The following is a 25,102-nucleotide window of genomic DNA, read 5'->3' as shown; positions in this document are numbered from 1 at the left end:
GCCCCGGGCGGGACCGGACTCAGACCGTCAGACCGGAGAACAGCAGGACCGCCAGTCCGAGGCCGACGGCCAGGTTGACCCCGGTCGCCGCGGCGAACACCCCGATCGGGCGCCACCCGGCCTCCCGCAGCGGTGCCACCCGGAACTCCAGGCCGATCGAGACGAAGGCCAGGATCAGGAACGTCGTCCGGAAGGCGTTGACGTCGCTGATCAGCGGCTTCGCGACGTCGGAGCCGGCGGTCGCGACGAACACGGTCGCGATCACCGAGGCGGCGAGGAACCCGAGCACGAACTTGGGGAAGCGCTCCCAGAACTCGCGCAGGCCCGGCCGGCCCGCCGAGCCGCTGCGCTCGACCTTCAGCGTGAAATAGGCCGTCAGCGCCACCGCGACGACGCCCAGCAGCGCGTTCTGGGTGGTCTTCACGATGGTCGCGATCTGCAGCGCCTCCTCGCCGACGATCGCCCCGGCCGCGCTGACCGCGGCGGTGGTGTCGATGTTGCCGCCGATCCACGCACCGGCGACGGCGGGCGACAACCCCAGCGCCCCGACGGCGGCGGGCAGCAGGAAGATCGACGGCAGCGCGAAGAGGATCACCAGGCTGGCCGTGTAGGCGAGCTGCTCCTTGCGGGCCTGCACCGCGCCGGCGGCCGCGATCGCCGCGCTGACGCCGCAGATGGACACCGCGGACGCCAGCAGGGCGCGGAGCTTGTCGTCGACCCCGGCCCGCCCGGCGAGCCACCAGGTGAAGCCGAAGACCACGGTGATCAGGACGACCGCCTGCACCACGGCCGGTCCGGCGGCGCGGACGATGACCGAGAAGTCGATCGAGGCGCCGAGCAGGACCAGACCGGTCTTGATGAAGAACTCGGTGCGGAAGCCGCCCGAGAGCCGTTCGCGCAGCCCGGTCAGGGTGAGCACGACGTTGCCGAGCAGCCCGAGCGCGATCGCGTAGACCGGGTACTCGATCGCGTCGGCGATCCCGGACAGCGCGGTGCCCTCGGCGGCGTCCGGGACGGTCTGTTCGAGGAAGCGGACGAGTCCGCCGAGGACGAGGACGACCGCGACGCCGCCGAGCCCCCACAGGACGGGGGAGCGGGTCGACGCCTGTGTCCCGGAGCCGGACCCGGAGTCGGGCCCGGTCTCCGGCTGGGGCGGCGGTGGGGTCTGGGGTTCGGCCGGTCGGCCGGCGTGCTGGTCGGTCACGGGACCAGCCACCCCGGCCAGAGCCCGGACAGGATCAGCACGAGCAGGAGGAGGCCGACGACCGTCGCGGCCCAGTCCTCGTTCAGGGCGAGCCGGCGCTGTGCGGGGACGTCCCCGGGCTCGTGGTCGGTGCCGGCGCGGGTGCCGGGCGGGGTGTCGGACGGGGTGCTCACGGGTGGCCCCCGGAGGTGGTGCGGGACATGGAGTTCCTCCACGACGAGTGGGTGCGGGTACACGGCGGCGCGTGGCCCGGCCGGGCCACGCGCGTCAGAACCGTGGACAGAACTCGTCGTAGGCGTGCGGCCGCCGGGACGGCCAGAACTCCTCCCGGTGTCGCGCGAGGTACGCGAGGACCGCGGGGTGCGTCGCGCAGCGACGGGACACCGGGGCGGTCATGGCCCCGATCGTGCGCCGTCGGGACGAAGCGGACAAGGTGTCGCCCACGGGACGGACGGGGTGTCCGGACACCGCATCCGCCCGGCCCGTGGGGAGGTCAGCTGGTGGAGACCGGCTGCTCCTGGTCGACCGGCGTCGCCGCGTCCTCGGTCCGGCTGCGGCGCAGCCGGATGACCGCCGCACCGATCGCCAGCGCCCACAGCACGAGGATGACGGCGTAGACGGCCGCGGTCACCGCCCCGCTCGCGTCGGCGGCCCGCAGCAGCGTCCGGGCGTTGGTGAGGATGATGACGCCGCCGACCGCCGAGCCCAGGACCGGCGCCGGGATGCGGGTGACGAGCCAGGCCGCCAGCGGCGCGGCCAGCACCCCGCCGATCAGCAGCCCGCCGATGGTGGAGGGGTCGAGCACCTCGTGGCCGAGCCCGACGAGGAACCCGGCGCTCGCGGCGAGCGCCACCAGGAACTCCGAGGCGCTGACCGAACCGACGACGGTGCGCGGTGCGGTCCGTCCGGCGCCGAGCAGGGCCGGGGTGGAGACCGGGCCCCACCCGCCGCCGCCGGACGCGTCGACGAAGCCGGCGACCAGGCCGAGCGGGGACAGGAACCGGGCGCCGTGCGGGGAGGTGCGGGCGGTGGCGACCTTCGGCGGCCGCACGCTGAAGCGCAGCAGGACGTAGACGCCGAGGGCGAGCAGGATCCCCGACATGAACGGGGCGGCGTTCTCGGTGGACAGCGCCGACAGCAGCGTCGCTCCCAGGAACGCGCCGACCGCGCCCGGCACGCCCAGCTTGAGCACGAGCTTCCAGTCGACGTTGCCGAAGCGCCAGTGCGAGGCGCCGGAGGCGAGCGTGGTGCCGACCTCGGCCAGGTGCACCGAGGCGCTCGCGGTGGCCGGGTTGATCCCGGCGAAGACCAGCAGCGAGGTCGAGGTGATGCCGTAGGCCATGCCGAGCGCGCCGTCGACCAGCTGGGCCGCGAGGCCGACGAGGGCGAAGACGATGAGTGTGGGCACGGACGATCCTTCCCGGACTGCCGGCGGACGCGGTCCCGGGCCCCGGCGCGTCCCGGTGGGGGACGCGGGTGCGGGGCGGCCGCGGTCACGGTGACCGGTGGTGTGGTGGGGTGGCGCTCGGCGCCGTGGGACGGGTCAGCGAGCGCGACAGAACTCGTCGAACGCGTCGAGCCGGCGCGACGGCCAGAACCGCTCGAGGTGCGCGACGAGGTGCCAGGACACCGCCGGATCCGCCTGCGAGCGGCCGGGCGACAGGACCCGGTCGGCGGGCGTGGCGGTGGTGGTCACCGATCCATGGTGGAACGCGAGCGGGGTGTCGACAAGCCGACGTCCGCAGGTCGGGACCGCGGTGAAGGTGTCCGGACAACTCCTGTGACCAGCCGGTGTCCGGGCGGAGGCGTGGACGAATCGCTGTCGTGGGCCACGGCTGTGACCCGACACACCGGGGCCGGTCCGGACACCGTGCGCCGTCGCGCCCACCCGGTGATCGCCAGCAGTGAGGGGATCGGTGCCGATTCGGGCACCGATCCCCTCACTCGTCGCGATCATCGCCGGGTCGCGACGCCACGGTCCCGTCGGTCGCGGTCGTCGTCGCGGGGCCGGGGACGACCGCGGCCCCGCACCCGGAGCGGGTGCGGGGCCGTCGGGCGTGGTCACCGTCAGCCGGCGGCCGGCACCGCCGCGAGCGGGTCGCCCACCAGCCCGGCGGCGAGCGTGTTGCCCGTCGGCGGGTCGATCAGCAGGAACCCGCCGGTGGTGCGGACGCGGGCGTAGGCGTCGACCGGCAGCGGGTCGGCGACGCGCAGCGACACCCGTCCGATGTCGTTGATCTCCAGCTTCTCCGGGGCGGGGGCGTAGGACACCGTCTCGGTGTCCAGCCGCGACCCCAGCGCCCCCACGATCACCTGGGTGGTGCGGGTGCCGTGCTTGAGCAGCAGTCGCGCGCCGGGCAGCAGCGGCTTCTCGGCCAGCCAGCACAGCGTCGCGTCGATCTCGGAGGTGACCTCCGGGACGTCGGACGCGGCCGCGATCAGGGCGCCGCGGGGGGCGTCGATGTCGTCGGCGAGCAGCACGGTGACGCTGAGCCCGGCCCCGGCGGCCGCCAGCGGGCCGTCGGCCGTCCGGACCTCGGAGACCGTGGTGCGGTGCCTCTCGGGCAGGACGACGACCTCGTCGCCCGGACGGACGGTGCCCGAGGCGACCTGGCCCGCGTAGCCGCGGTAGTCGTGGAGCTCGTCCGTGCGGGGCCGGATCACGTACTGGACCGGCATCCGGAACGGGGCCGTGGTGTCCGGGCCCTCGACCGGGACCGACTCCAGGTGCTCCAGCAGCGTCGGCCCGGTGTACCAGGGGGTGTGCCCGCTGCGGGACGCCACGTTGTCCCCGACCAGCGCGGACACCGGGATGACCTGCACCGCGGCGTCGTCGAAGCCGAGCGAGCGGGTGAGCTCGGTGAACTCGCGCTCGATGTCGGCGATCTTGGCCTCGTCGTACCCGATGAGGTCGATCTTGTTGATCGCCAGGACCAGACGCGGGACGCGCAGCAGCGACAGCACCGCGGCGTGCCGGCGGGTCTGGGAGACCACGCCGTTGCGGGCGTCGACCAGCAGCACCGCCAGCTCGGCGGTGGAGGCGCCGGTGACGGTGTTGCGGGTGTACTGCACGTGACCCGGGGTGTCGGCGAGCACGAACTCCCGCGTCGGCGTGCCGAAGTAGCGGTAGGCGACGTCGATGGTGATGCCCTGCTCGCGCTCGGCGCGCAGGCCGTCGACGAGCAGCGACAGGTCCGGGGTGGACATCCCCTTGTCGACCGAGGCGCGCTCGACGGCCTCGATCTGGTCGGCCAGCACCGATTTGGTGTCGTAGAGCAGGCGCCCGACCAGGGTGGACTTGCCGTCGTCGACGGAGCCCGCCGTGGCGAAGCGCAGCAGGGACCGGGAGGCGGTGTCGGCAGTGCCCGTCATCAGAAGTAGCCCTCCTTCTTCCGGTCCTCCATCGCGGCCTCGGACAGCCGGTCGTCGGCCCGGGTCGCGCCACGCTCGGTGAGCCGCGACGCGGTGACCTCGGCGATGACCTCGTCGAGGGTGGTGGCGGTGGACTCGACGGCTCCGGTGCACGAGCCGTCGCCCACCGTGCGGTAGCGGATCGACCTGCGTTCCAGCTTCTCGCCGTCGCGCGCTCCGCCCCAGGGACCCTCGGCGAGCCACATGCCGTCGCGCTGGAACACCTCGCGCTCGTGCGCGTAGTAGATCGACGGCAGCTCGATGCCCTCGCGCCGGATGTAGCGCCAGACGTCGAGCTCGGTCCAGTTGGAGATGGGGAACACACGAACGTGCTCGCCGGGGGCGTGCCGTCCGTTGTAGAGGTTCCACAGCTCCGGGCGCTGCTTGCGCGGGTCCCAGCGGCCGAACGCGTCGCGCAGGCTCATGATCCGCTCCTTGGCCCTGGCTCGCTCCTCGTCGCGCCGCCCGCCGCCGAACACGGCGTCGTAGCGGTGCTCGGCGATCGCGTCGAGCAGCGGCTGGGTCTGCAGCGGGTTGCGGGTGCCGTCGGCGCGCTCGACGAGCCGGCCGTCGGCGAGGTAGTCCTCGACGCGGTCGACGTCCAGGCGCAGCCCGTGCTGCGCGGCGACCCGGTCCCGGAACTCGATGACCTCGGGGTAGTTGTGCCCGGTGTCGACGTGCAGCAGACCGAACGGCACCTTGGCCGGCGCGAACGCCTTGATCGCCAGGTGCACCAGCAGTGTCGAGTCCTTGCCACCGGAGAACAGGATCACCGGGCGGTCGAACTCGCCGGCGACCTCGCGGAACACGTGGATCGCCTCGGACTCCAGGGCGTCGAGCGCGTCCAGGGCCGGGGTCGTGACGGCGGGGGTCACGGCGGTCTCCTCCAGGGCGGTCATGCGTGCAGCCCGCACTCGGTCTTGGCGCGACCGGCCCAGCGACCGGAGCGGGGGTCCTCGCCGGGCTTCGGCTTCGCGGTGCAGGGGGCGCAGCCGATGCTCGGGTATCCGGCGTCGACCAGCGGGTTCACCAGGATCCCGTGCTCGGCGATGTAGGCGTCCATGTCGTCGTCGGACCAGGCGGCGATCGGGTTGACCTTCACCAGGCCGAACTTCTCGTCGTAGGTGACCAGCGGGGTGTTCGCCCGGGTCGGGGCCTCCACCCGGCGGACGCCGGTGACCCAGGCGTCGTAGCCGGACAGGGTCCGCTCCAGCGGGACGACCTTGCGCAACGCACAGCAGCGGTCCGGCTCGCGGGCGAACAGGTCCTTGCCGTACACGGCGTCCTGCTCGGCGACAGACTGGTCCGCCTGCGCGTTCACGATGCGCAGCTGCGGGTAGACGGCGTCGACCGCGTCGCGGGTGCCGATGGTCTCCGCGAAGTGGTAGCCGGTCTCCAGGAACAGCACGTCGACGTCCGGCTTCGCCCGCTGGGCGAGGTCGACCAGCACGGCGTCCTGCATGTTGGAGGCGACGATCAGCCGGTCACCGAAGGTCTCCGCGGCCCAGGCGAGCACTTGCTCGGCGGTCGCGTCGGGACCGAGGTCGGCGGCACCGCGCTCGGCGGTGACCCGCAGGTCGGTCTCCAGGGCAACACTCATGATTCCGCTCCCGAGGTCTCGGGGACGCCGATCCCCACGAAGGTCACGACGAAGGTGCGCAGGCAGCCGGCGCACCACCAGGCGGCGCCGGGGACCTTGTCCGACCGTTCGGCCGGACGCAGGTCCTCCTCGCCGCAGTACGGGCAGTAGAACGTCGCGGCGCGCTCGCTCATTTCAGGTCCGCCTCGTCGGCCCGCAGGACCCACTGGGCGAAGCGCTCGTCGCCGTCGCGCTGCTCGGCGAAGCGGCGCACGATCCGCTCGACGTAGTCGCCCAGCTCGGCGCTGGTGACCTTGAGCCCGCGCAGCTTGCGGCCGAACCCGGAGTCGAGCCCGAGGCCGCCGCCCAGGTGCACCTGGAAGCCCTCGACCTGGTTGCCGTCGGCGTCGGTGACGATCTGGCCCTTGAGGCCGATGTCGGCGACCTGGGTGCGGGCGCAGGCGTTCGGGCAGCCGTTGAGGTGCAGCGTGATCGGCACGTCGGGGACGACGTCGGCGAGGCGCTTCTCCAGGTCCTCGACCAGCCGGATCGCCCGCTCCTTGGTCTCGACGATCGCGAGCTTGCAGAACTCGATGCCGGTGCAGGCCATCGTCGCGCGACGCCAGGTCGACGGCCGGGCCGGCAGCCCGAGCTTGTTCAGGTCCTCGACCAGCCCGTCGAGCTTGTCGTCGGCCACGTCCAGCACGACGATCTTCTGGTACGGGGTGAACCGGATGCGGTCCGACCCGGCGCGCTCGGCGGCGTCGGCGACGGCGAGCAGCGTCGTGCCCGACACCCGGCCCGAGGGCGGGGCGACGCCGACGTAGTTGCGGCCGTCCTTCTGCTTGTGGACGCCGACGTGGTCGATCGGGCGCTCGGGGACCGCCGGGGCGGGGCCGTCGACCAGCTTCCGGCCCAGGTACTCGTCCTCCAGGACCTGGCGGAACTTCTCCGGGCCCCAGTCGGCGATGAGGAACTTGATGCGGGCGCGGTGGCGCAGGCGGCGGTAGCCGTAGTCGCGGAAGACCTGGATGACGCCGTGCCACACGTCGGGCACCTCGTCCAGCGGGACCCAGGCGCCGAGGCGCTCCGCGATCCGCGGGTTGGTCGACAGGCCACCGCCGACCCACAGGTCGAAGCCGGGGCCGTGCTCGGGGTGCTCCACGCCGACGAAGGAGATGTCGTTGATCTCGTGCGCGACGTCCTGCTGCCAGGAGATCGCGGACTTGAACTTGCGCGGCAGGTTCGACAGCTCACGGTCGCCGATGAAGCGGCGCACGATCTCGTCGATCGCCGGGGTGGGGTCCACCACCTCGTCGGCGGAGACGCCGGCGACGGGGGAGCCCATGACCACGCGCGGGCAGTCGCCGCAGGCCTCGGTGGTCTGCATGCCCAGCGGCTCGATCAGGTTCCAGATCGCCGGGACGTCCTCGACGCGGATCCAGTGGTACTGGATGTTCTCCCGGTCGGTGACGTCGGCGGTGTCGCGGCCGTAGCGCTGCGAGACCTCACCGAGCGCGCGCAGCTGCTCGACCGAGACCGAGCCACCGTCGAGGCGCACGCGCATCATGAAGTAGGAGTCGTCGAGCTCCTCGGGCTCCAGCGCCGCGGTGCAGCCGCCGTCGATCCCGGGCCTGCGCTGGGTGTAGAGCCCCATCCAGCGGAACCGGCCGCGCAGGTCGGCGGGGTCGATCGAGTCGAAGCCGCGCTTGGCGTAGACGTTCTCGATCCGCGCGCGCACGTTGAGCGGGTTGTCGTCGCGCTTGCTGCGCTCGTTGGGGTTCAGCGGTTCGCGGTGGCCGAGCTTCCACTGCCCCTGGCCCTTCGGGCGGCGGGGTGCGGTCTTCGAGGGCGCCATGTGGTGGGTGCTCCGATGTGGGTTCGGGCGCACTCCGGCCCGGGACGGGGCGCGGAGCGGCCCGGGCGGTTCAGAAGGGGCCGTCGGGTCAGTGCCGACGACAGAGCGCGCTACGGGTCCGGTTCAGGTCCACGTGGCGACGCGCCACGAGGCGGAGACGGAGTGCGGGCACGGATACAGGGTGCCACGGTGTCCGGACTCGCCACAAAGTGATGTTCGCATCCTGGGAGAGGTGGGTGGATAGGTCCGGACGTTCACCGCCGGGACGGCCGTTCCGGCCGGAAACGCCACGCTGCGGGTGCCGGTTCGGCCATTCTCCGCCCATGACGACGCCCGACGCCACCCCCTGGCAGCACGACCCGACCCCGTCGACGGACGTGGTGCGTCTTCGGCCGCAGCCGGTGCGCGGCGCGGTCGGGGTCGTGGTCTCGGCCGTGGCGATGCTCGCCGCGATCGCCTTCCTGCGGGCGGCGGCCACCGGCTGGTCGGTGATGGACGACGGCCGCCCCGGCAACACCGTCGTGACCCGGCTGATCGGCCTGGTGTTCGGCCTGATCGCGCTGGTGGTGGCGGTCGCCTTCTTCGGCACGGCCGCGCGGATCCGGCTCGCCCGCCGCGTCGTCGTCGGGCCGGACGCCGTCGAGCTGGTCGCCCCCGTCGAGCCGGACCGTCCGGTGCGGCTGCCCCGCGGCGTCGTCCGCCGGGTCACCGTGCACACCGCGATGCGGTCCACGCCCCGGCTGCTCCCGGTCCCGGCGTTCCTGCGCCTGGAGCTGTCGGTGCCGCCGGTCGGTGACGCCGTGTACGAGCTGTTGGAGACCGATCCGGGGATCGTGGAGTACCCGCTCGACGGGTTCGACGTCCCGGCGGTGGCCCGCGCCCTCGGCGTCCCGGTCGAGGTCCGGGTGCCGACCCGTCCGACCCGGTAGTGGCACACTCGCCGGACGTGACCTCCGTGCCGCCGGCCTTCGGGCTCTACGTCCACGTGCCGTTCTGCGCGACCCGCTGCGGCTACTGCGACTTCAACACCTACACCGCCTCCGAGCTGGCCGGTGACGCCGCGTCCCCGGACGGCTGGCTCGCCGCCGCCCGCACCGAGATCGCGCTCGCCGCCCGGACGGTGGGGAACCGCACCGTGGAGACGGTGTTCGTCGGCGGCGGCACCCCGTCGCTGATCGGCGCCGACCGGCTCGTCGCGATGCTCGACTGCGTCCGCGAGCACCTCCCGCTCGCCGAGGACGCCGAGGTCACCACCGAGTCCAACCCCGAGTCGGTCTCCCCGGAGTTCTTCGACCGGCTGCGGGCCGGCGGGTTCACCCGCATCTCGCTGGGTATGCAGTCCGCCGCCCCGCACGTGCTCGCCGTGCTCGACCGCACGCACACCCCCGGGCGCGCCGTCGCCGCCGCCCGGGAGGCCCGTGCCGCCGGGTTCGCCCACGTCAACCTGGACCTGATCTACGCCACCCCCGGCGAGACCGACGACGACCTGCGCGCCTCCGCCGACGCCGTCCTCGACGCCGGTGTCGACCACGTCTCGGCCTACGCGCTCATCTTCGAGGACGGGACCGCGCTGGCCCGCCGGGTCCGCCGCGGCGAGCTGCCCGCCCCCGACGACGACGTCGCCGCCACCCGTTACGAGCTGCTCGACGCGCGGCTGCGCGACGCCGGACTCGCCTGGTACGAGGTCTCGAACTGGTCGCTGCCCGGGGCCGAGTGCCGGCACAACCTGGGCTACTGGCGCGACGGCGACTGGTGGGGGATCGGCCCCGGTGCCCACTCCCACCTGGCCGGGACGCGCTGGTGGAACGTCAAGCACCCGGCGCGCTGGGCCGGCGCGCTCGCCGCGGGGGAGACGCCCGAGGGCGGACGCGAGGAGCTCACCGCCGACGAGCGGCACACCGAGCGGGTCATGCTGCGGCTGCGCCTGGCCGAGGGCATGGCCCTGACCCTGCTGCACGACGGCGGTCGCGCGGCCGCCGCCCGCGCCGTCGCCGAGGGGCTGCTGGACCCGGTGGCGCACGCGGCGGGCCGCGCCGTGCTGACCGACCGCGGACGGCTGCTGGCCGACCGGGTCGTCACCGACCTGCTGATCGCCGACGAGGAACCCGCCGCGACCGGTCCCGCCACCGCGAGCGGTCCCGCCACCGCGGGGGTGCTCGGCACCGCAGGCCCGGCGGGGGTCCGGTGAGCCCGCGCCGCCGGGCGCTGCTGGTCGTCGTCGCGCTGCTGGTCGCGGTGGGGGTGGTGGCCGCGGTCGTCGTCGCCCTGCCCGGCGCGTCCCGCGGCGCGCGCGGGCCCGTCGCCCAGGACCGGCCGGGACCGGTCCTGCTCGTCCCCGGCTACGGCGGCGACCGCACCGGCCTGGAGGTCCTCGCCGGGGCCCTGCGCGCCCAGGGCCGCGACGCCCGCGTCCTGGCCCTCGACGGCGACGGCACCGGCGACCTCGACCGGCAGGTGGACGTGCTGGACCGCGCGGTCACCGTCGCCACCGATTCCGGGGCGCCGTCGGTCGACGTCGTCGGCTACTCCGCGGGCGGCGTCGTCGCCGGGCTGTGGGCGGTCCGCGACGACGGCCCGGCCCGGGCCCGGCGGATCGTGTCGATCGGCTCCCCGCTGGCCGGGACGACCGTCGCCGGGTCCGCCGCCGCGCTCGCCCCGGAGGCGTGCCCGCAGGCCTGCCGCCAGCTCGTCCCGGGCTCGGCGCTGCTGGGGGAGCTCGCCGGTGCCGGGACGGCGGTGCCGTGGCTGTCGGTGTGGACCGACCGCGACCGGGTCGTCACCCCGCCCACCTCGGCCCGCCTCGACGGCGCGGTCAACGTGGAGCTGCAGCAGCTGTGCCCGGGCTCGACCGTCGGCCACGGCGCCCTGCCCGCCGACGACGCCGTGATCGGTCTGGTCGTCCGTGCGCTGTCCACCGCACCGATCGAGGCGGCACCGGCCGACTGCGGCACCCTGCGCGCCGCGGGCTGAAGTGGGCGGGCCGAGCCGGGCGAGCTCAGGCGGGCGGAGCTGAGGCGGGCTGCTGCGGGCGGGCGCTCAGCTCGCGATGTCCTTGGTCGCCAGGTTCGCCCACGCCGCCCCGACGGCGACGGCCACCCAGCCGGCCTGCACCCACGCCCCGGTGCGGGCGGCGTCGTAGAGGACCGGGTCGCGGTAGAGGTCGATCCAGGCGAGCCAGTGTGCCGTCGGCAGGAAGTCGACGAACGCGGCCGAGGCGTCGAGGGCCTGCAGCGACGCGCTGGTCACCACGACCGCGAGCACCGCCAGCGCCGCCGCCAGCGGCGAGTCGGTCAGGGTGGAGAAGAAGATCCCCAGCGCGCCCAGGGTGAGCATGCACAGCGCCAGGTAGGCCACGGTCAGCCCGGTCCGGGTCGCCAGGTCCGCCGGCTCGATCACCGTCCCGGACAGCGACGCGACCGAGCCGGGCCCGGCGTCGACCGGGGGCAGGGTCAGGCCCCCGGTGGCGGTGGTGGTGCCGGTGCCGAACACCGCGATCCCCACGACGTACGACGTCAGCACCACCAGGGTCACCGCGGTGACCACGAAGAACGCCACCGACACCAGCTTCGCCACGAGCAGCCGCAGCCGTCCGACCGGCCGGATCAGCAGGTAGCGCAGCGTCCCCGCGGCAGCCTCCCCGGCGATGGTGTCCCCGGCGACCACCGCCACGGTGATCGGGAGCAGGATCGGCAGCACCAGCGCCAGCGCGAACGCCGGGAAGATCTGCCCGTTCGTCGCGACCGCGGACAGGAACGCCGGTCCCTGCCCCGGCGGCGGGAGGATCCCGGTGGCCGAGACGACCACCGCGACCAGCGCCGGCAGCGCGCACAGCAGCAGCCAGCACAGCCACACCCGGGTGCGGCGCAGCAGCAGCGCCAGCTCGACGAGGATCACCGCGCCACCTCCCGCCCGGCCGTCGCCACCCGGTCCGAGCCGTCACCGGTGCGTTCCAGCACCACCTGTTCCAGAGTGCGGCGCTCGGGCTCCAGCGACGCCACCGGCACCCCGGCCCGCACCAGGTGCGCGTTGAGGTCGGCGGGGTCGACGGCCCGCACCACGAGCCGGTCGCCGTCGGCGGACTCCAGCGCCCGGCCGAGCACCCGCGCCGCGGCCGCCGGGGCCGGGGTGCGGACCACGACCCGGCCGGTGGGTGCGCGGAGCTCGTCGAGGTCCTGGACGAGCACCAGGTGCCCGGCGTCCATCACCCCGACCCGGGTGCACAGCGTCTCCACCTCGGCGAGCAGGTGGCTGGACAGCACCACGGTCGTGCCCCGGTCGTTCAGTGCGGTCAGCAGTGCACGCATCTCCCCGATGCCGCGCGGGTCGAGGCCGTTGGTCGGCTCGTCGAGCAGCAGCAGCTCCGGGGTGCGCAGCAGCGCCGAGGCGATGCCCAGGCGCTGGCGCATCCCCAGCGAGTACGCCCGCACCGGGCGGCGGTCGACCCCGCCCAGGCCGACCTGGTCCAACGCGTCCTGCACCCGTCGTCGCCGGTCGGCGGGCCGCTGCAGCGGGCCGCCCACCGAGCCCGCCGCGTCGAGCAGGGTCAGGTTCGCCCGCCCCGACAGTCCCGGCCAGGCGGCGGGGGACTCGACCAGCGCCCCGACCCGGGGCAGCACCGTGGCCGCGGCACGCGGCATCGGCGAGCCCAGCACCTCGATCGACCCCGAGGTGGCGTGCACCAGTCCGAGCAGCATCCGCACCAGCGTCGTCTTGCCCGAGCCGTTCGGGCCCAGCAGCCCGAACCGCGACCCGGCGGGCACCGCCAGGTCGACGCCGTCGACGGCGGTGACCCGGCCGAACCGCTTGGTCAGGGCGTGCGTCGCCACCACCGGGTCGTTCACCGGCCCGCCCCCATCAGCTCGACGGCGGCCGACTCCAGCACACCGGGCCGCACCGTCCCGGCCAGCAGCACCCCGCGCCGTCGCCGACGGGCGACGACCAGGCTGAGCAGCGGCGTCGCCACCCGGGCGGCCGAGCCGCCGGGCAGGCCCGGCACGTCCACCCCGCCCGCGGCGGCCGAGCCGCGCACGATCCCGTCGACGACCTCCGGTCCGGCCGGGACCAGCACGAACCGGCCGACCCCCGTCCCGTAGACGCCGACCCCGGGCAGCAGATCGGCGGCCGGGACATCCCCGGACAGCGGCAGCTCCACCCGGTCCCGGCCGGCGAGCCGGTCCGGCGGCGGGACCGCACCGACCCCCTGCAGCGACCCGGTCAGGTCGTCCGGGCGGGTCCGCACCCGCTCCGCCGACGACGGCGGCGCCGGGACGAGGCCGGAGCCGGCCGGCGGGACGGTCTCCACCGCCTCGAACGCCGTCTCCAGGAGCGGGCCCGCGCCGTCCCGGGCGGCGATCTCGACAGCGACCGGGAGGGCGCCGTCGCCGACGGGGACCGACCACACGTCGATCCGGCCGGCCAGGCTGTCCGGGTCGGCGGGGGTCACTCGCAGCCCGGCCGCGGCGAGCCCGGCCACCCGGCGCGGCGGCAGCGCCATCACCGGGTCGTCCGGGGTGGCGCCGAGCAGCCGGCGGGCCAGGTCGGCCGGGGCGAGGTCCGAGGCCCGCGGGAACCGCACCGGGGCGAGTGGCTCGATCGTGGTGAGCCGGTTCGCGCCGTAGTCCCAGACCTGCTCGACCTGCCCGTCGCGGTAGGTGTCGACCTCGCCGACCGGGGTCAGCTCGTCGACCCGCCAGCGGCCGGCGTCGGCGACCTGGACGCGGATCCGGGTGGTGGTGGAGAGCAGCCGGGCCGCGGACCCGATCGGCGCGACGGTGGGCAGCCCGAGCCGGCCGGTCGCCGTCGCCAGCCCGGAGTGGGGGACGACACCCGCCAGGATCCGGGCCCGCAGCGCGACCGGGTCCGGCGTCCCGGCGACGCCGTCGACGGGGAGCCAGCGGTCGGTCGTACCGGCCGCGACCAGGGCGAGGGCGCCGGCGCCGACGATCAGGGAGCGCCGGCCGAAGCGGCGTGCGGACATCACCCCACCCACCGTGCCACGCCGTGTGCCGCGGCCGCGGCGGAGCTTAGGATGGACGGGGCATACCGGGGGAGGTGCGATGAGATGAACGCCGACGAACGGCGCTTCGCCGTACTACGGGCCATCGTGGCCGACTACGTGTCGACGCAGGAGCCCGTGGGCTCCAAAGCCATCGTCGACCGACACAACCTCGGGGTGTCGAGCGCGACGGTCCGCAACGACATGGCCGTCATCGAGGAGGACGGGCTGATCGCCCAGCCGCACACCAGCGCCGGCCGGATCCCGACCGACAAGGGCTACCGTCAGTTCGTCGACCGGATCTCGCAGGTCAAGCCGCTGTCGTCGGCGGAGAAGCGGGCCGTGCAGACGTTCCTGGACGGTGCGGTCGACCTGGACGACGTGCTGCGCCGCTCGGTGCGGCTGCTCGCGCAGCTGACCCGCCAGGTCGCCGTCGTGCAGTACCCGACGCTGACCCGCTCCACGGTCCGCCACCTGGAGGTCGTGCAGCTGACCCCGGCCCGGCTGATGCTGGTGCTGATCACCGACTCCGGGCGCGTCGACCAGCGCGTCGTGGACCTGGGGGACGTGCTCGCCGACGACGACGTCGCCCGGCTGCGCGAGATGCTCGGCAACGCCCTCAACGGTCGCAAGCTCGCCGAGGCCTCCGCGGCCGTCGCCGAGCTGCCCGACACCGCGCCGGAGGACCTGCGCACCCCGCTGCTGCACCTCGCGACGGTGCTCATCGAGACCCTCGTCGAGCACCCCGAGGAGCGGATGGTGCTGGGCGGCACGGCGAACCTGACCCGCAGCCACGCCGACTTCCCCGGCTCGCTGCGCCAGGTCCTGGAGGCGCTGGAGGAGCAGGTCGTGGTCATGCGGCTGCTCGCGGCGTCGCAGGAGTCCGGGCTGGTCACCGTCCGGATCGGCGAGGAGAACGAGGCCGAGGACCTGCGCACCGCGTCCGTGGTCACCGTGGGGTACGGCTCGGGGACCCCACTGGGCGGGATGGGCGTCGTCGGGCCCACCCGGATGGACTACCCGGGCACGATCTCGGCGGTGCATGCGGTCGCCCGGTACGTGGGTGAGATCCTGACCGGTCGGTAGGCCCTTTCATCGTCGTTGTAGGTACTTCTCAGAGGAAAAGAGCCAGGTGGCACGCGACTACTACGGGATCCTGGGCGTCGAGCGCGGCGCCGACGCCTCGGAGATCAAGCGGGCGTACCGCAAGCTCGCCCGTGAGCTGCACCCGGACGTCAACCCCGATCCCGGCGCCCAGGAGCGGTTCCGGGAGGTGAGCGCCGCCCACGAGGTGCTGACCGACCCGGAGAAGCGCCGGGTCGTCGACCTCGGTGGCGACCCCCTCGACGCCCGCGGCGGGGGTGGCGGCGGCGGTGACCCGTTCGCCGGGTTCGGCGGCTTCAGCGACATCATGGACGCGTTCTTCGGCGGCACCGCGGCCGGTGGACGCGGGCGCGGCCCGCGCAGCCGGGTCCAGCCCGGGGCCGACGCGCTGATCCGGATGGAGCTGACGCTGGAGGAGTGCGCCGCCGGTGTGCAGCGCGACCTCGCCGTCGACACCGCGGTCCTGTGCACCCAGTGCCAGGGCTCCGGCTGCGCCGACGGCACCCGTCCCACCGCCTGCGACACCTGCGGCGGCTCCGGGGAGATCCAGAGCGTGCAGCGCTCGTTCCTCGGGCAGGTCGTCACCGCGCGGCCCTGCCCGACCTGCCGCGGGTTCGGCGAGGTCATCCCCGACCCGTGCCGCCAGTGCGCGGGAGACGGCCGGGTCCGGTCGCGACGCACCGTCTCGGTCAAGATCCCGGCCGGTGTCGCCGAGGGCATGCGGGTGCGCCTGTCCGGGCAGGGTGAGGTCGGCTCCGGTGGCGGTCCCGCCGGTGACCTCTACGTCGAGGTGGAGGAGGCGCCGCACGAGCTGTTCACCCGCGACGGCGCCGACCTGCACTGCACGCTCCCGCTGCCGATGACCGCGGCCGCGCTCGGCACCACGCTGCCGCTGCCGCTGCTCGACGGCACGATCGCCGAGATCGACGTCGAGCCGGGCACCCAGCACGGCACGGTCCGCACGCTGCGCGGCAAGGGCATCCCCCGGCTGCGCTCCACCGGGCGCATCGACGGCCACGGCGACCTCCTCGTGCACGTGGAGGTGGTGGTGCCGACCCGGCTGGACAAGGAGCAGACCGACCTGCTGCGCAAGCTCGCCGAGCTGCGCGGCGAGGCACAGCCGGACCTGATCGGTGGCTCGCGCAACGGTCACGGCCTGTTCTCCAAGCTGCGCGACAGCTGGACCGGACGCTGACCCGGTGACGACGGCGCCGCTGTTCCTGGTCGACGACGTCGCGTCCCTCCCGCGCCCGGGCTCCGACACGGTGCTCGACGGCCCGGAGGGGCGGCACGCCGCGACCGTGCGACGGCTGCGCCCCGGCGAGGCGCTGGTGCTCTCCGACGGCCGGGGCGGGCTCGCCCGCGCCGAGGTCGTCGACGTCGCCGGGCGGGACGCGCTGACCGTGCGGCTGCACGAGGTGACCCGGGTGCCCGCACCCGCGGTCCGCGTCGTCGTCGCGCAGGCGCTGGTCAAGGGCGACCGCGGCGAGCTCGCCGTGGAGACCGCGACCGAGGCCGGTGCCGACGGGTTCGTCCCCTGGAAGGCGGCGCGCTGCGTCACCCGCTGGGACGACGGCCCGCGCGGGGCGAAGGCCCTCGAACGCTGGCGGTCCACCGTGCGGGAGGCGGCCAAGCAGGCCCGGCGGCCGTGGCAGCCCGGGGTCGCCGACCCGGTGACCACCGCGCAGCTCGCCGCCCGGGTCGGTGCCGCCGACACCGCGCTGGTGCTGCACGAGTCCGCGGGCGACGACCTCGCCTCGGTCGCGTTGCCCGCCGCGGGGGAGGTGCTGCTCGCCGTCGGACCGGAGGGCGGCGTCGACGACGCCGAGCTCGACCGCCTCGCCGACGCCGGCGCCGTCCCGGTCCGGATGGGACCGGAGGTGCTGCGGGCCTCCACCGCGGCCTGCGTCGCGCTCGGCGCGCTCGCCGTGCGCACCGGCCGCTGGGCCCGCTGACCCCGCCGGGGCCGTCTCTTTCCGGCGATTCCGTCGTCGTGGGCCGGGTTCGGATGCCATCATCCGCCGCGTGAGTGACCATGCTCCCCGGATCGGACGTCGCGCGCTGCTGGCCGGCCTCGCCGCCTCCCCGCTGCTCGGCGCCTGCGGCAACGACGCCCCCGCGGCCCCGCGCCGACCCCCGCGTGACGAAGCCGTACCGCGGACCGAGCGGATGGCCTACGGCGGCCAGCCCCAGCAGTTCGGCGAGCTGACCTTCCCGGCCACCCGGGACCTGCCCCGCGGCACCGTGCTCGTCGTGCACGGCGGGTTCTGGCGGGCCGGCACCGACCTCACGGTCATGCGGCCGGTGGTCGACGCGCTGGTCGCGGCGAACTTCGCGGTCTGGAACATCGAGTACCGCACGGTGAACGCCGGCGTCGGCTGGCCCTCCACCTTCGACGACGTCGCGATGGCCGCCGACCACCTCGCCACCCTGCGCTCCACCCGCCTGGACCTGCGCCGGCTCGTCGTACTCGGGCACTCGGCGGGCGGGCACCTCGCGGGCTGGCTCGCGATGCGCGCGAAGCTCACCCCCGGTGACCCGGGCGCCGCGCCCGCGGTGCGGCCGGCCGGGGTGGTCTCGCTGGCCGGGGTGCTCGACCTGGCCGGCGGGATGCTGCTCGGCGACGGCGCCGTCGCCGACCTCGTCGCGGCGACCCCGGCCGCCGACCCGGCCCGGTTCCGCGCGACCAGCCCGATGGAGGCCGTCCCGCTCGGGGTGCCGTCGGTGTGCGTGCACGGCACCGCCGACGAGGTCGTCCCGCTCTCCCAGAGCGAGGACTTCGTCGCCGCCGCGACGGCCGCCGGGGACCGCTCGGAGCTCGTGCGGGTCGAGGGCGCGAACCACCTGCAGCTCATCGACGTGCGCCATCCGGGCTGGGCGGCGGCGCTGGCGGCGGTGGAACGCCTGAGCGCGCCCGCCTGACCCGCTGCCGAATCCGCGGGTGCCGTCCGCGGTCCGACCGGTACGATCGGCGCAGTCCGGCGACCCGACGTACGAGGCAGGCGAACACACTCTTGACCGGCACCGAACCCGGCCCCACCCCTCGGACCGACGAGCGGTCCGACGCAGCACCGGGCGGGACCGTCCGGTCGAGGATGGCCGTGCCGGACACCGCCCTCCTCGCCCTGCTCGGCTCGCGCGACGAGAGCCTGCGCGCCGCCGAGGAGGAGCTGACCGCCGACGTCCACGTCCGCGGCAACGAGCTGACCCTGTCCGGGGACCCCGGCGACGTCGCCTTCGCCGAGCGGGTCTTCACCGAGCTGATCACCCTGGCCGAGCGCGGCCAGCTGGTCGGCGCGGACACCGTGCGCCGCACGGTGCAGATGCTCTCGGCGGAGAACACCGCCGACGAGCGGCTCGGCGAGTCCCCGGCCGAGGTGCTGAGCCTGGACATCCTGTCCCGGCGCGGGAAGACCATCCGGCCCAAGACGCTCAACCAGAAGCGCTACGTCGACGCCATCGACGCGTTCACCATCGTCTTCGGCATCGGCCCGGCCGGTACCGGCAAGACCTACCTGGCGATGGCCAAGGCCGTGCAGGCGTTGCAGGCCAAGCAGGTCAACCGGATCATCCTGACCCGGCCCGCGGTCGAGGCGGGGGAGCGGCTGGGTTACCTGCCCGGCACGCTGTTCGAGAAGATCGACCCGTACCTGCGCCCGCTCTACGACGCGCTGCACGACATGATCGACCCGGAGTCGATCCCGAAGCTGATGGCCGCCGGGACGATCGAGGTCGCGCCGCTGGCGTACATGCGTGGCAGGACGCTCAACGACGCGTTCATCATCCTCGACGAGGCGCAGAACACCACGCCCGAGCAGATGAAGATGTTCCTCACCCGGCTCGGCTTCGGCTCGTGGATCGTGGTCACCGGCGACATCACCCAGGTCGACCTGCCGGGCAACGCCCGGTCCGGGCTGGCGGTCGTGCAGGACATCCTCGACGGCGTCGACGACGTGCACTTCTCCCGGCTCGAGAGCGCCGACGTGGTCCGGCACCGCCTGGTGTCCGACATCGTCGACGCCTACGCCCGGTTCGACGCCGTCGAGCACCGCGCGGCCGCCGTCGGCAACGGCGCACCCCGCAACGGCCCCGCGCGGCGTCCCGACCGGCGGCGGTGACCGGGGACGGTGGCCAGGGGCGGGTGGCGCCCGGGACCGTCGGTGCGGCCGTCTAGGCTGCCCCGTACATCCGTATCGGCGAGCAGGGGCAGGGCAGCGGCGACGTGAGCATCGAGGTCGTCAACGAGTCCGGGGTCGCGGTCGACGAGGCGCAGATCGTGTCGGTCGCCCGGTACGCGCTGGACGCGATGAAGGTGAGCCCGTCCGCCGAGCTGGCGATCACCGCCGTCGGGCTGGACGCGATGGAGGAGCTGCACGTCCGCTGGATGGACGAGCCGGGCCCCACCGACGTCATGGCCTTCCCGATGGACGCGCTCGCCGAGGACACCCGGCGGCCCGACGCACCGGACCTGGGCCCCGCCCTGCTCGGTGACGTCGTGCTCTGCCCGGCCTTCGCCCGGGACCAGGCGCGCAAGGCCGGGCACACCCTGGCCGACGAGCTGCACCTGTTGACCGTGCACGGCATCCTGCACCTGCTCGGCTACGACCACCTCGAGCCCGAGGACGAGCGCGAGATGTTCGCGCTGCAGAACCGGCTGCTCGTCCGCTGGCGGGAGGACCGGGCCCGCGAGCGCGCCCGGGACGCCCAGAAGCGCAGCGACGACCGGCTGCTCGGTGCCGCCGGTTTCGAGGACGAGGTCGGCCGGTGACCGGACGACCCACGACCCCGTTCTCCGAGGAGCAGAAGTGACCCCCGTCTGGCTGATCGTCGCGACGGTCCTGCTCGTCCTGCTGGCCGGGGTGTTCGCGGCCGCGGACTCGGCCCTGATGTCGATCTCCCGTGCCCGGGTGGACGCCGTCGTGCGGTCCGGGCGGGCCGGTGCGCGGGCGCTGTCGGCCGTCGTCGCCGACCGGCCGCGGCACGTCAACCTGCTGATGCTGCTGCGCGTCGCCTGCGAGACGGTCGCGGTGATCCTGCTGGCGATCGCGCTGGCCCCGCTGTTCTCCGCGCCCTGGATCGGGCTGCTGCTCGCCGCGGTGCTCATGGTGCTGGCCAGCTACGTGCTGGTCGGGGTCGGGCCGCGCACCCTGGGCCGCCAGCACCCGTACCGGATCGGGCTGCTGCTCGCCGCCCCGATCCGTGCCCTGGGCACGGTGCTCTCGCCGCTGGCGAAGCTGCTCATCCTGCTGGGCAACGCGATCACCCCGGGCCCCGGTTTCCGCGACGGCCCGTTCTCCACCGAGGTCGAGCTGCGCGAGCTCGTCGACATGGCCAGCAACCGCGGCGTCGTCGACGAGGGCGAGCGCAAGATGATCCACTCGGTGTTCGAGCTGGGGGAGACCCCGGTCCGCGACATCATGGTGCCGCGGCCGGACCTGATCTGGACCGAGCGCGACACCCCGGTGGAGAAGGTGCTGCGGCTGGCGCTCAAGAGCGGCTACTCGCGCATCCCGGTGCTCGGCGAGGGCATCGACGACGTCATCGGCATCGCCTACCTCAAGGACCTGGTGCGGGCCCGCGAGGAGGCCCGGCGCGGCGAGCGCGAGGTCGCCCTGCTCGACATCCTGCGCCCCGCGGCCTTCGTGCCGGACTCCAAGCGCAGCGACGACCTCATGCGCGAGATGCAGCGCACCCGCAACCACATGGCCGTCGTCGTCGACGAGTACGGCGGCACCGCCGGGGTGGTGACGATCGAGGACATCCTGGAGGAGATCGTCGGCGAGATCACCGACGAGTACGACTCCGAGGAGGTGCCCGAGGTCGCCGAGGTCTCCGACGGCGCCTTCCGGGTCGCGGCCCGGCTGCCCGTCGAGGACCTCGAGGAGCTGTTCGCCGGGCGGTTCCGCGGCACCCCGCGCGAGGACGAGCTGCACGAGGCACTGGAGAACGCCGACGTCGACACCGTCGGCGGGCTGCTCGCCCAGCGCCTCGGCAAGGTGCCGCTGCCCGGGGCCACCGCCGAGCTGGACGGCCTGCTGCGACTGCAGGGCGAGGGCGGCAAGGACGCCCGCGGCCGGGTCCGCATCACCTCGGTGCTGGTCAGCCCGCTGGAGCCGGCCGAGACCGAGGACACCGGCCACGACGGGCCGCGCCAGGGCGCCTCGGAGTCCGACGTGCCGGACCACGTCGCGGGCGACCCCACCGAGCACGCCGGCGCCGACCGGCACTGACCGGCACTGAACGGCCCTGACCTGGCCGTCCCCGGGCACGGGGAACGACCGACGGACGTGACCGTCCCGCCGCGGGCGGGACGCGAGGAGGACCTGATGGCTGCCCGCACGACCATCCCCGCGGAGCGTGCCCGGTGACCGGGCTGCCCGCGACACCGCGCTACGACCTCGTCGTCGTCGGGGGCGGGATCGTCGGCCTGGCCACCGCGTACGCCGCCACCCGCAACGGGCTGAGCGTCGCCGTCGTCGAGCGCGAGCAGCGCCTGGCGAACCACCAGACCGGCAACAACTCCAACGTCGTGCACTCCGGGCTCTACTACGCGCCCGGCGGCTACAAGGCCCGCTTGGCCGTCGCCGGCTGCGCCGAGACCATCGCGTTCTGCCGCGAGCACGACCTGCCGCACCAGGTGTGCGGCAAGCTCGTCGTCGCGACCGAGCCCGAGGAGCTGCCCCGGCTCGACGAGCTGGCCCGCCGCGGCGACGCCAACGGCGTGGAGAACCACCGCCTCGACGAGCACGGCATCCGCACCTACGAGCCCGACGTCCGTGGCCTCGCCGCGCTCTGGGTGCCCTCGACCGGCATCACCGACTACCGGCTGGTCGCGGAGAAGCTGGGCGAGCTGGTGGAGAAGAACGGCGGTGAGGTCCACCTCGGCCGCACCGTCACCGGGTTCGCCCGCCGCCCGTCCGACGTCGTCGTGCGCACCACCCGCGGTGACCTGCTCGGCACCCGCGCCGTGGTCTGCGGCGGACTGCGCTGCGACGAGCTCGCCCGCCTCGCCGGTGCCGACCCCGGTGTGCGGATCATCCCGTTCCGCGGCGAGTACTCCGGCTTCTCCGAGCGGGCCGCCTCGCTGGTCCGCGGCCTGATCTACCCGGTCCCGGACCCGGCGTTCCCGTTCCTCGGGGTGCACGCCACCCGCGGCATCGACGGCACCGTCCACGCCGGCCCGAACGCCGTGCTCGCGCTGGCCCGCGAGGGCTACGACTGGCGCACGGTCAAGCCGAAGGAGCTGCTGGGGACGCTGACCTACCCGGGCATGGTGAAGGTGGCGCGCACGCACTGGCGCTACGGCATCGGCGAGGTCCGCCGCTCGCTGTCGACGCGCGCGATGGTCCGCCAGATCCAGCGGATGCTGCCCGAGGTCACCGCCTCCGACCTGCACCCGGCAGGCGCCGGGGTGCGGGCCCAGGCCGTGAAGGCCGACGGCACGCTGGTCGACGACTTCCTGTTCCTCGACCAGGCCGGTCCGGACGGCGCGGGCCGCCCCGGCTCGATCCTGCACGTGCTGAACGCACCGTCCCCGGCGGCGACGGCGGCGCTGCCGATCGGCCGCGAGATCCTCGACCGGCTCGGTGCGGCATGACCGGCGCACAGCCCGAGGGCTTCCGGTCCGGGTTCGCCTGCTTCGTCGGCAGGCCCAACGCCGGCAAGTCGACCCTGACCAACGCGCTGGTCGGGGAGAAGATCGCGATCACCTCCTCGCGCCCGCAGACCACCCGGCACGCGATCCGCGGGATCGTGCACCGACCGGACGCCCAGATCGTCCTGGTCGACACCCCGGGCCTGCACCGACCCAGGACCCTGCTCGGGTCGCGGCTCAACGACCTGGTGCGCGAGACGTGGTCCGAGGTCGACGTCGTCGGGTTCTGCGTGCCCGCGAACGAGAAGGTCGGCAAGGGCGACCGGTTCATCGCCGAGGAGCTGAGCCGGATCGCCGCGCACACCCCGGTGGTCGCTGTCGTCACCAAGACCGACACCGCCCGCCCCGAGCAGGTCGCCGAGCGGCTCACCGAGGTGGCGGCGCTGATGGACTTCGCCGAGGTCGTGCCGACCTCGGCGAAGTCGGGCTTCCAGGTCTCGCTGCTGTCGGACCTGCTGGTCGGGCTGCTGCCGGAGGGCCCGCAGCTCTACCCGGACGGCGACCTCACCGACGAGCCGACCGACGTGCTCGTGGCCGAGCTCGTGCGGGAGGCGGCGCTGGAGGGCGTGCGCGACGAGCTGCCGCACTCGATCGCCGTCGTCGTCGAGGAGACGATCGAGAAGAAGGACCTGCTGGAGATCTACGCGATCATCTACGTCGAGCGGTCCAGCCAGAAGGGCATCGTGATCGGCAAGGGCGGTGCCCGGCTCAAGCAGGTCGGCAGCGACGCCCGTCGCCAGATCGAGAAGCTGCTGGGCACCCGGGTGCACCTGGACCTGCACGTGAAGATCGCCGAGGACTGGCAGCGGGACCCGAAGCAGCTGCGCAAGCTGGGGTTCTGAGGAGAACCTAGACTGGGTGGATGGCCCAGCTCTACCGCGACACCGGGATCGTGCTCCGGGTGCAGAAGCTGGGCGAGGCGGACCGGATCATCACGATGCTGACCCGTCAGCACGGCAAGATCCGGGTGGTCGCCAAGGGCGTGCGCCGCACCCGGTCGCGGTGGGGCGCCCGGCTGGAGCCGTTCAACCACGTCGACGTCCAGTGCTACACCGGGCGCACGCTCGACGTGGTCACCCAGGCCCAGACCGTCGACGCGTTCGCGCCGGCGATCGTCGCGGACTGGTCGGCCTACTCCTGCGGCTGCGCGATCCTGGAGACCGCGGACCGGCTGGTGTCCGAGGAGGGCGAGCCGAGCCTGCGGGTCTACCTGCTGCTGCTCGGTGCCACCCGGGCGCTGGCCGACGGCGCCCGCGAACCGGCCCTGGTGCTCGACGCGTTCCTGCTGCGGGCCATGAGCCATGCGGGGTGGGCGCCGTCGCTGTCGGACTGTGCGCGCTGTGCGACGCCCGGCCCGCACCGGTCGTTCACCGTCGCCGGGGGCGGCATGGTGTGCCCGCGCTGCCGCCCGCCGGGTTCGGTCACCCCGGCCCCCGAGACGGTGGCCCTGCTCATGGCGCTGCTGCACGGTGACTGGGACACCGCCGACGCCTCGGGCACCCCGACCCGGCGGGAGGCCAGCGGCCTGGTCGCGGCGCACCTGCAGTGGCACCTGGAGCGCCAGCTGCGCTCGCTGCCCCTGGTCGACCGCCGCGCCCGGGTCCGGCCCGCCGCCGTCGTCGCGCCGGGTGCGCCGGGGACCGCCCCGGAACCGCCGGACGGCGGTGCGCCGACACCTCCGGACGCGCTGTCCGACTAGTGCGATCGGCCCGGTGTCCCGATCGGGCTGCCGTGAGCGGCCCGTATGCTTCGTCGAGCGGTTGACGTTCCCGGTGCGCCGCCCGCCGCGGTGCCGCCGGTCGCGGCGCACGGCGCTTCCGCCGACTCCACCGGGTGAACGTCGCTCAGGACAGGCAACCGGTTGCGCGGTCTCGTTATCCTCCTGTGATCGAGGGGACCCCAGCCCCGTCGGAGAGGCAGTCGTGAACCGACCCCACACACCGCCGCCGGACGACGACCACACCGCTCGCACCCATCGTCTCCCGGCCGCGACGCAGCGGATCCCGGTGCCGCCCACCCAGCAGCTCCCGGCCCGCACCGAGGTCATGCCGGAGTCCCCGCAGGACGGGCCGACCCGTGCGATGCGTCAGGTCCGGGCCCGCACCGAGGACGGCGCCTGGCCGGCCATCCCGATGCTGCCGGTGATCCGGCCCGACGAGTCCGAACCGCTGTCGGAGGTCGACCGGGTCCACGGGCACCGCGGGATGCGCCGGCTGCGCGAGACCATCGAGCGGCTGGAGGACCCGGCCGTGCCGGCCTGGCCCCGGCCCGACCAGCGCGACTGAGCCCGACCACCG

General features: G+C 74.5%; 27 protein-coding genes. 14 read left to right on the top strand and 13 right to left on the bottom strand.

The window, feature by feature from the left end:
* Positions 1-19: 19 nt before the first annotated feature.
* The 10 genes from Ae505Ps2_RS24765 to Ae505Ps2_RS24735 all read right to left on the bottom strand — a co-directional run bounded on the left by Ae505Ps2_RS24765 (position 20) and on the right by Ae505Ps2_RS24735 (position 8,052).
* A complete protein-coding gene (locus tag Ae505Ps2_RS24765) occupies positions 20-1,204 on the bottom strand; it encodes a putative sulfate exporter family transporter (RefSeq protein ID WP_083695089.1) in 1,185 nt (394 codons plus the stop codon).
* Positions 1,201-1,377: a hypothetical protein gene (locus tag Ae505Ps2_RS32150; protein ID WP_020624370.1), complete on the bottom strand. Its 177-nt coding sequence runs from the start codon at positions 1,375-1,377 to the stop codon at positions 1,201-1,203. Before Ae505Ps2_RS32150 ends, Ae505Ps2_RS24765 begins: the two co-directional genes overlap by 4 nt.
* 94 nt (positions 1,378-1,471) lie before the next feature.
* On the bottom strand, positions 1,472-1,600 hold the full coding sequence (locus Ae505Ps2_RS34070; protein ID WP_020624369.1) for a hypothetical protein: 129 nt from the start codon (positions 1,598-1,600) through the stop codon (positions 1,472-1,474).
* A 97-nt stretch (positions 1,601-1,697) separates the two neighbouring features.
* Positions 1,698-2,612, bottom strand: a complete 915-nt coding sequence (locus tag Ae505Ps2_RS24760) for a sulfite exporter TauE/SafE family protein (protein WP_075311378.1) — start codon at positions 2,610-2,612, stop codon at positions 1,698-1,700.
* A 135-nt stretch (positions 2,613-2,747) separates the two neighbouring features.
* Complete coding sequence (locus Ae505Ps2_RS32145) at positions 2,748-2,900, bottom strand: hypothetical protein (RefSeq protein WP_020624367.1); 153 nt, start codon at positions 2,898-2,900, stop codon at positions 2,748-2,750.
* Between the two features lie 371 nt (positions 2,901-3,271).
* Complete coding sequence (locus Ae505Ps2_RS24755) at positions 3,272-4,576, bottom strand: GTP-binding protein (RefSeq protein ID WP_075311380.1); 1,305 nt, start codon at positions 4,574-4,576, stop codon at positions 3,272-3,274.
* Positions 4,576-5,514 carry a sulfate adenylyltransferase subunit CysD gene (cysD, locus tag Ae505Ps2_RS24750; RefSeq protein WP_075554038.1) on the bottom strand — a complete coding sequence of 313 codons (939 nt, stop codon included), beginning with the start codon at positions 5,512-5,514 and terminating at the stop codon, positions 4,576-4,578. Before cysD ends, Ae505Ps2_RS24755 begins: the two co-directional genes overlap by 1 nt.
* Positions 5,511-6,215, bottom strand: a complete 705-nt coding sequence (locus Ae505Ps2_RS24745) for a phosphoadenylyl-sulfate reductase (protein WP_020624364.1) — start codon at positions 6,213-6,215, stop codon at positions 5,511-5,513. Before Ae505Ps2_RS24745 ends, cysD begins: the two co-directional genes overlap by 4 nt.
* Positions 6,212-6,388 (bottom strand): hypothetical protein, encoded by a 177-nt coding sequence (locus Ae505Ps2_RS24740; protein WP_020624363.1) that lies wholly within the window; start codon positions 6,386-6,388, stop codon positions 6,212-6,214. The genes Ae505Ps2_RS24745 and Ae505Ps2_RS24740 overlap by 4 nt, the downstream gene beginning before the upstream one ends.
* Positions 6,385-8,052: a nitrite/sulfite reductase gene (locus Ae505Ps2_RS24735; protein ID WP_075554037.1), complete on the bottom strand. Its 1,668-nt coding sequence runs from the start codon at positions 8,050-8,052 to the stop codon at positions 6,385-6,387. The genes Ae505Ps2_RS24740 and Ae505Ps2_RS24735 overlap by 4 nt, the downstream gene beginning before the upstream one ends.
* A gap of 323 nt (positions 8,053-8,375) precedes the next feature.
* Between Ae505Ps2_RS24735 and Ae505Ps2_RS24730 the strand changes: the two genes are divergently transcribed.
* From Ae505Ps2_RS24730 to Ae505Ps2_RS24720, 3 genes are read left to right on the top strand one after another with little or no spacing between them, the layout of a single operon-like run.
* Entirely contained in the window at positions 8,376-8,981 is a 606-nt protein-coding gene (locus Ae505Ps2_RS24730) for a hypothetical protein (protein WP_075554036.1), read from the top strand.
* Positions 8,982-8,998: 17 nt separating this feature from the next.
* Positions 8,999-10,240 carry a radical SAM family heme chaperone HemW gene (gene hemW, locus Ae505Ps2_RS24725; RefSeq protein WP_233147478.1) on the top strand — a complete coding sequence of 414 codons (1,242 nt, stop codon included), beginning with the start codon at positions 8,999-9,001 and terminating at the stop codon, positions 10,238-10,240.
* Complete coding sequence (locus Ae505Ps2_RS24720; RefSeq protein ID WP_233147479.1) at positions 10,237-11,022, top strand: lipase; 786 nt, start codon at positions 10,237-10,239, stop codon at positions 11,020-11,022. Before hemW ends, Ae505Ps2_RS24720 begins: the two co-directional genes overlap by 4 nt.
* Positions 11,023-11,088: 66 nt before the next feature.
* On the opposite strand, the gene Ae505Ps2_RS24715 is transcribed toward Ae505Ps2_RS24720, so the two are convergent.
* The 3 genes from Ae505Ps2_RS24715 to Ae505Ps2_RS24705 are packed head-to-tail and all read right to left on the bottom strand — an operon-like array spanning position 11,089 to position 14,029.
* On the bottom strand, positions 11,089-11,946 hold the full coding sequence (locus tag Ae505Ps2_RS24715) for an ABC transporter permease (protein ID WP_020624317.1): 858 nt from the start codon (positions 11,944-11,946) through the stop codon (positions 11,089-11,091).
* A complete protein-coding gene (locus Ae505Ps2_RS24710; protein ID WP_249265346.1) occupies positions 11,943-12,893 on the bottom strand; it encodes an ABC transporter ATP-binding protein in 951 nt (316 codons plus the stop codon). The genes Ae505Ps2_RS24715 and Ae505Ps2_RS24710 overlap by 4 nt, the downstream gene beginning before the upstream one ends.
* The gene (locus tag Ae505Ps2_RS24705) at positions 12,890-14,029 is read right to left on the bottom strand and encodes a hypothetical protein (protein ID WP_139318974.1); all 1,140 of its coding nucleotides are present in this window, start codon (positions 14,027-14,029) and stop codon (positions 12,890-12,892) included. The genes Ae505Ps2_RS24710 and Ae505Ps2_RS24705 overlap by 4 nt, the downstream gene beginning before the upstream one ends.
* 84 nt (positions 14,030-14,113) lie before the next feature.
* Here Ae505Ps2_RS24705 and hrcA point away from each other — a divergent pair, with 84 nt between their 5' ends.
* From hrcA to Ae505Ps2_RS24650, 11 genes are all read left to right on the top strand, one after another.
* Complete coding sequence (hrcA, locus tag Ae505Ps2_RS24700) at positions 14,114-15,133, top strand: heat-inducible transcriptional repressor HrcA (protein ID WP_075554035.1); 1,020 nt, start codon at positions 14,114-14,116, stop codon at positions 15,131-15,133.
* 46 nt (positions 15,134-15,179) lie between these two features.
* Positions 15,180-16,346 carry a molecular chaperone DnaJ gene (gene dnaJ, locus Ae505Ps2_RS24695; protein ID WP_075311392.1) on the top strand — a complete coding sequence of 389 codons (1,167 nt, stop codon included), beginning with the start codon at positions 15,180-15,182 and terminating at the stop codon, positions 16,344-16,346.
* Between the two features lie 4 nt (positions 16,347-16,350).
* Positions 16,351-17,106 carry a 16S rRNA (uracil(1498)-N(3))-methyltransferase gene (locus tag Ae505Ps2_RS24690; protein WP_075311399.1) on the top strand — a complete coding sequence of 252 codons (756 nt, stop codon included), beginning with the start codon at positions 16,351-16,353 and terminating at the stop codon, positions 17,104-17,106.
* A gap of 70 nt (positions 17,107-17,176) precedes the next feature.
* A complete protein-coding gene (locus Ae505Ps2_RS24685; protein WP_249265345.1) occupies positions 17,177-18,073 on the top strand; it encodes an alpha/beta hydrolase in 897 nt (298 codons plus the stop codon).
* A 92-nt stretch (positions 18,074-18,165) separates the two neighbouring features.
* Positions 18,166-19,269, top strand: a complete 1,104-nt coding sequence (locus Ae505Ps2_RS24680; protein ID WP_075554034.1) for a PhoH family protein — start codon at positions 18,166-18,168, stop codon at positions 19,267-19,269.
* A 104-nt stretch (positions 19,270-19,373) separates the two neighbouring features.
* Entirely contained in the window at positions 19,374-19,919 is a 546-nt protein-coding gene (gene ybeY, locus Ae505Ps2_RS24675) for an rRNA maturation RNase YbeY (protein ID WP_020624621.1), read from the top strand.
* 37 nt (positions 19,920-19,956) lie between these two features.
* Positions 19,957-21,381 (top strand): hemolysin family protein, encoded by a 1,425-nt coding sequence (locus Ae505Ps2_RS24670; protein ID WP_020624620.1) that lies wholly within the window; start codon positions 19,957-19,959, stop codon positions 21,379-21,381.
* A gap of 134 nt (positions 21,382-21,515) precedes the next feature.
* Positions 21,516-22,748, top strand: a complete 1,233-nt coding sequence (gene lhgO, locus Ae505Ps2_RS24665) for an L-2-hydroxyglutarate oxidase (RefSeq protein WP_075311400.1) — start codon at positions 21,516-21,518, stop codon at positions 22,746-22,748.
* On the top strand, positions 22,745-23,647 hold the full coding sequence (era, locus tag Ae505Ps2_RS24660; RefSeq protein WP_075311401.1) for a GTPase Era: 903 nt from the start codon (positions 22,745-22,747) through the stop codon (positions 23,645-23,647). The genes lhgO and era overlap by 4 nt, the downstream gene beginning before the upstream one ends.
* Before the next feature lie 20 nt (positions 23,648-23,667).
* Positions 23,668-24,504, top strand: coding sequence for a DNA repair protein RecO (gene recO, locus Ae505Ps2_RS24655; RefSeq protein WP_075311402.1), 837 nt, complete (start codon positions 23,668-23,670; stop codon positions 24,502-24,504).
* A gap of 223 nt (positions 24,505-24,727) precedes the next feature.
* Positions 24,728-25,090, top strand: coding sequence for a hypothetical protein (locus tag Ae505Ps2_RS24650; protein WP_020624616.1), 363 nt, complete (start codon positions 24,728-24,730; stop codon positions 25,088-25,090).
* Positions 25,091-25,102: the final 12 nt, after the last annotated feature.

Origin of the sequence: Pseudonocardia sp. Ae505_Ps2 (genome assembly GCF_001932425.1) — a bacterium.
In the GTDB taxonomy this organism is placed as follows: Bacteria; Actinomycetota; Actinomycetes; order Mycobacteriales; family Pseudonocardiaceae; genus Pseudonocardia.
The sequence above is the reverse complement of the archived record's forward strand: the minus strand, read 5'-3'. Positions and strand labels throughout refer to the sequence as shown.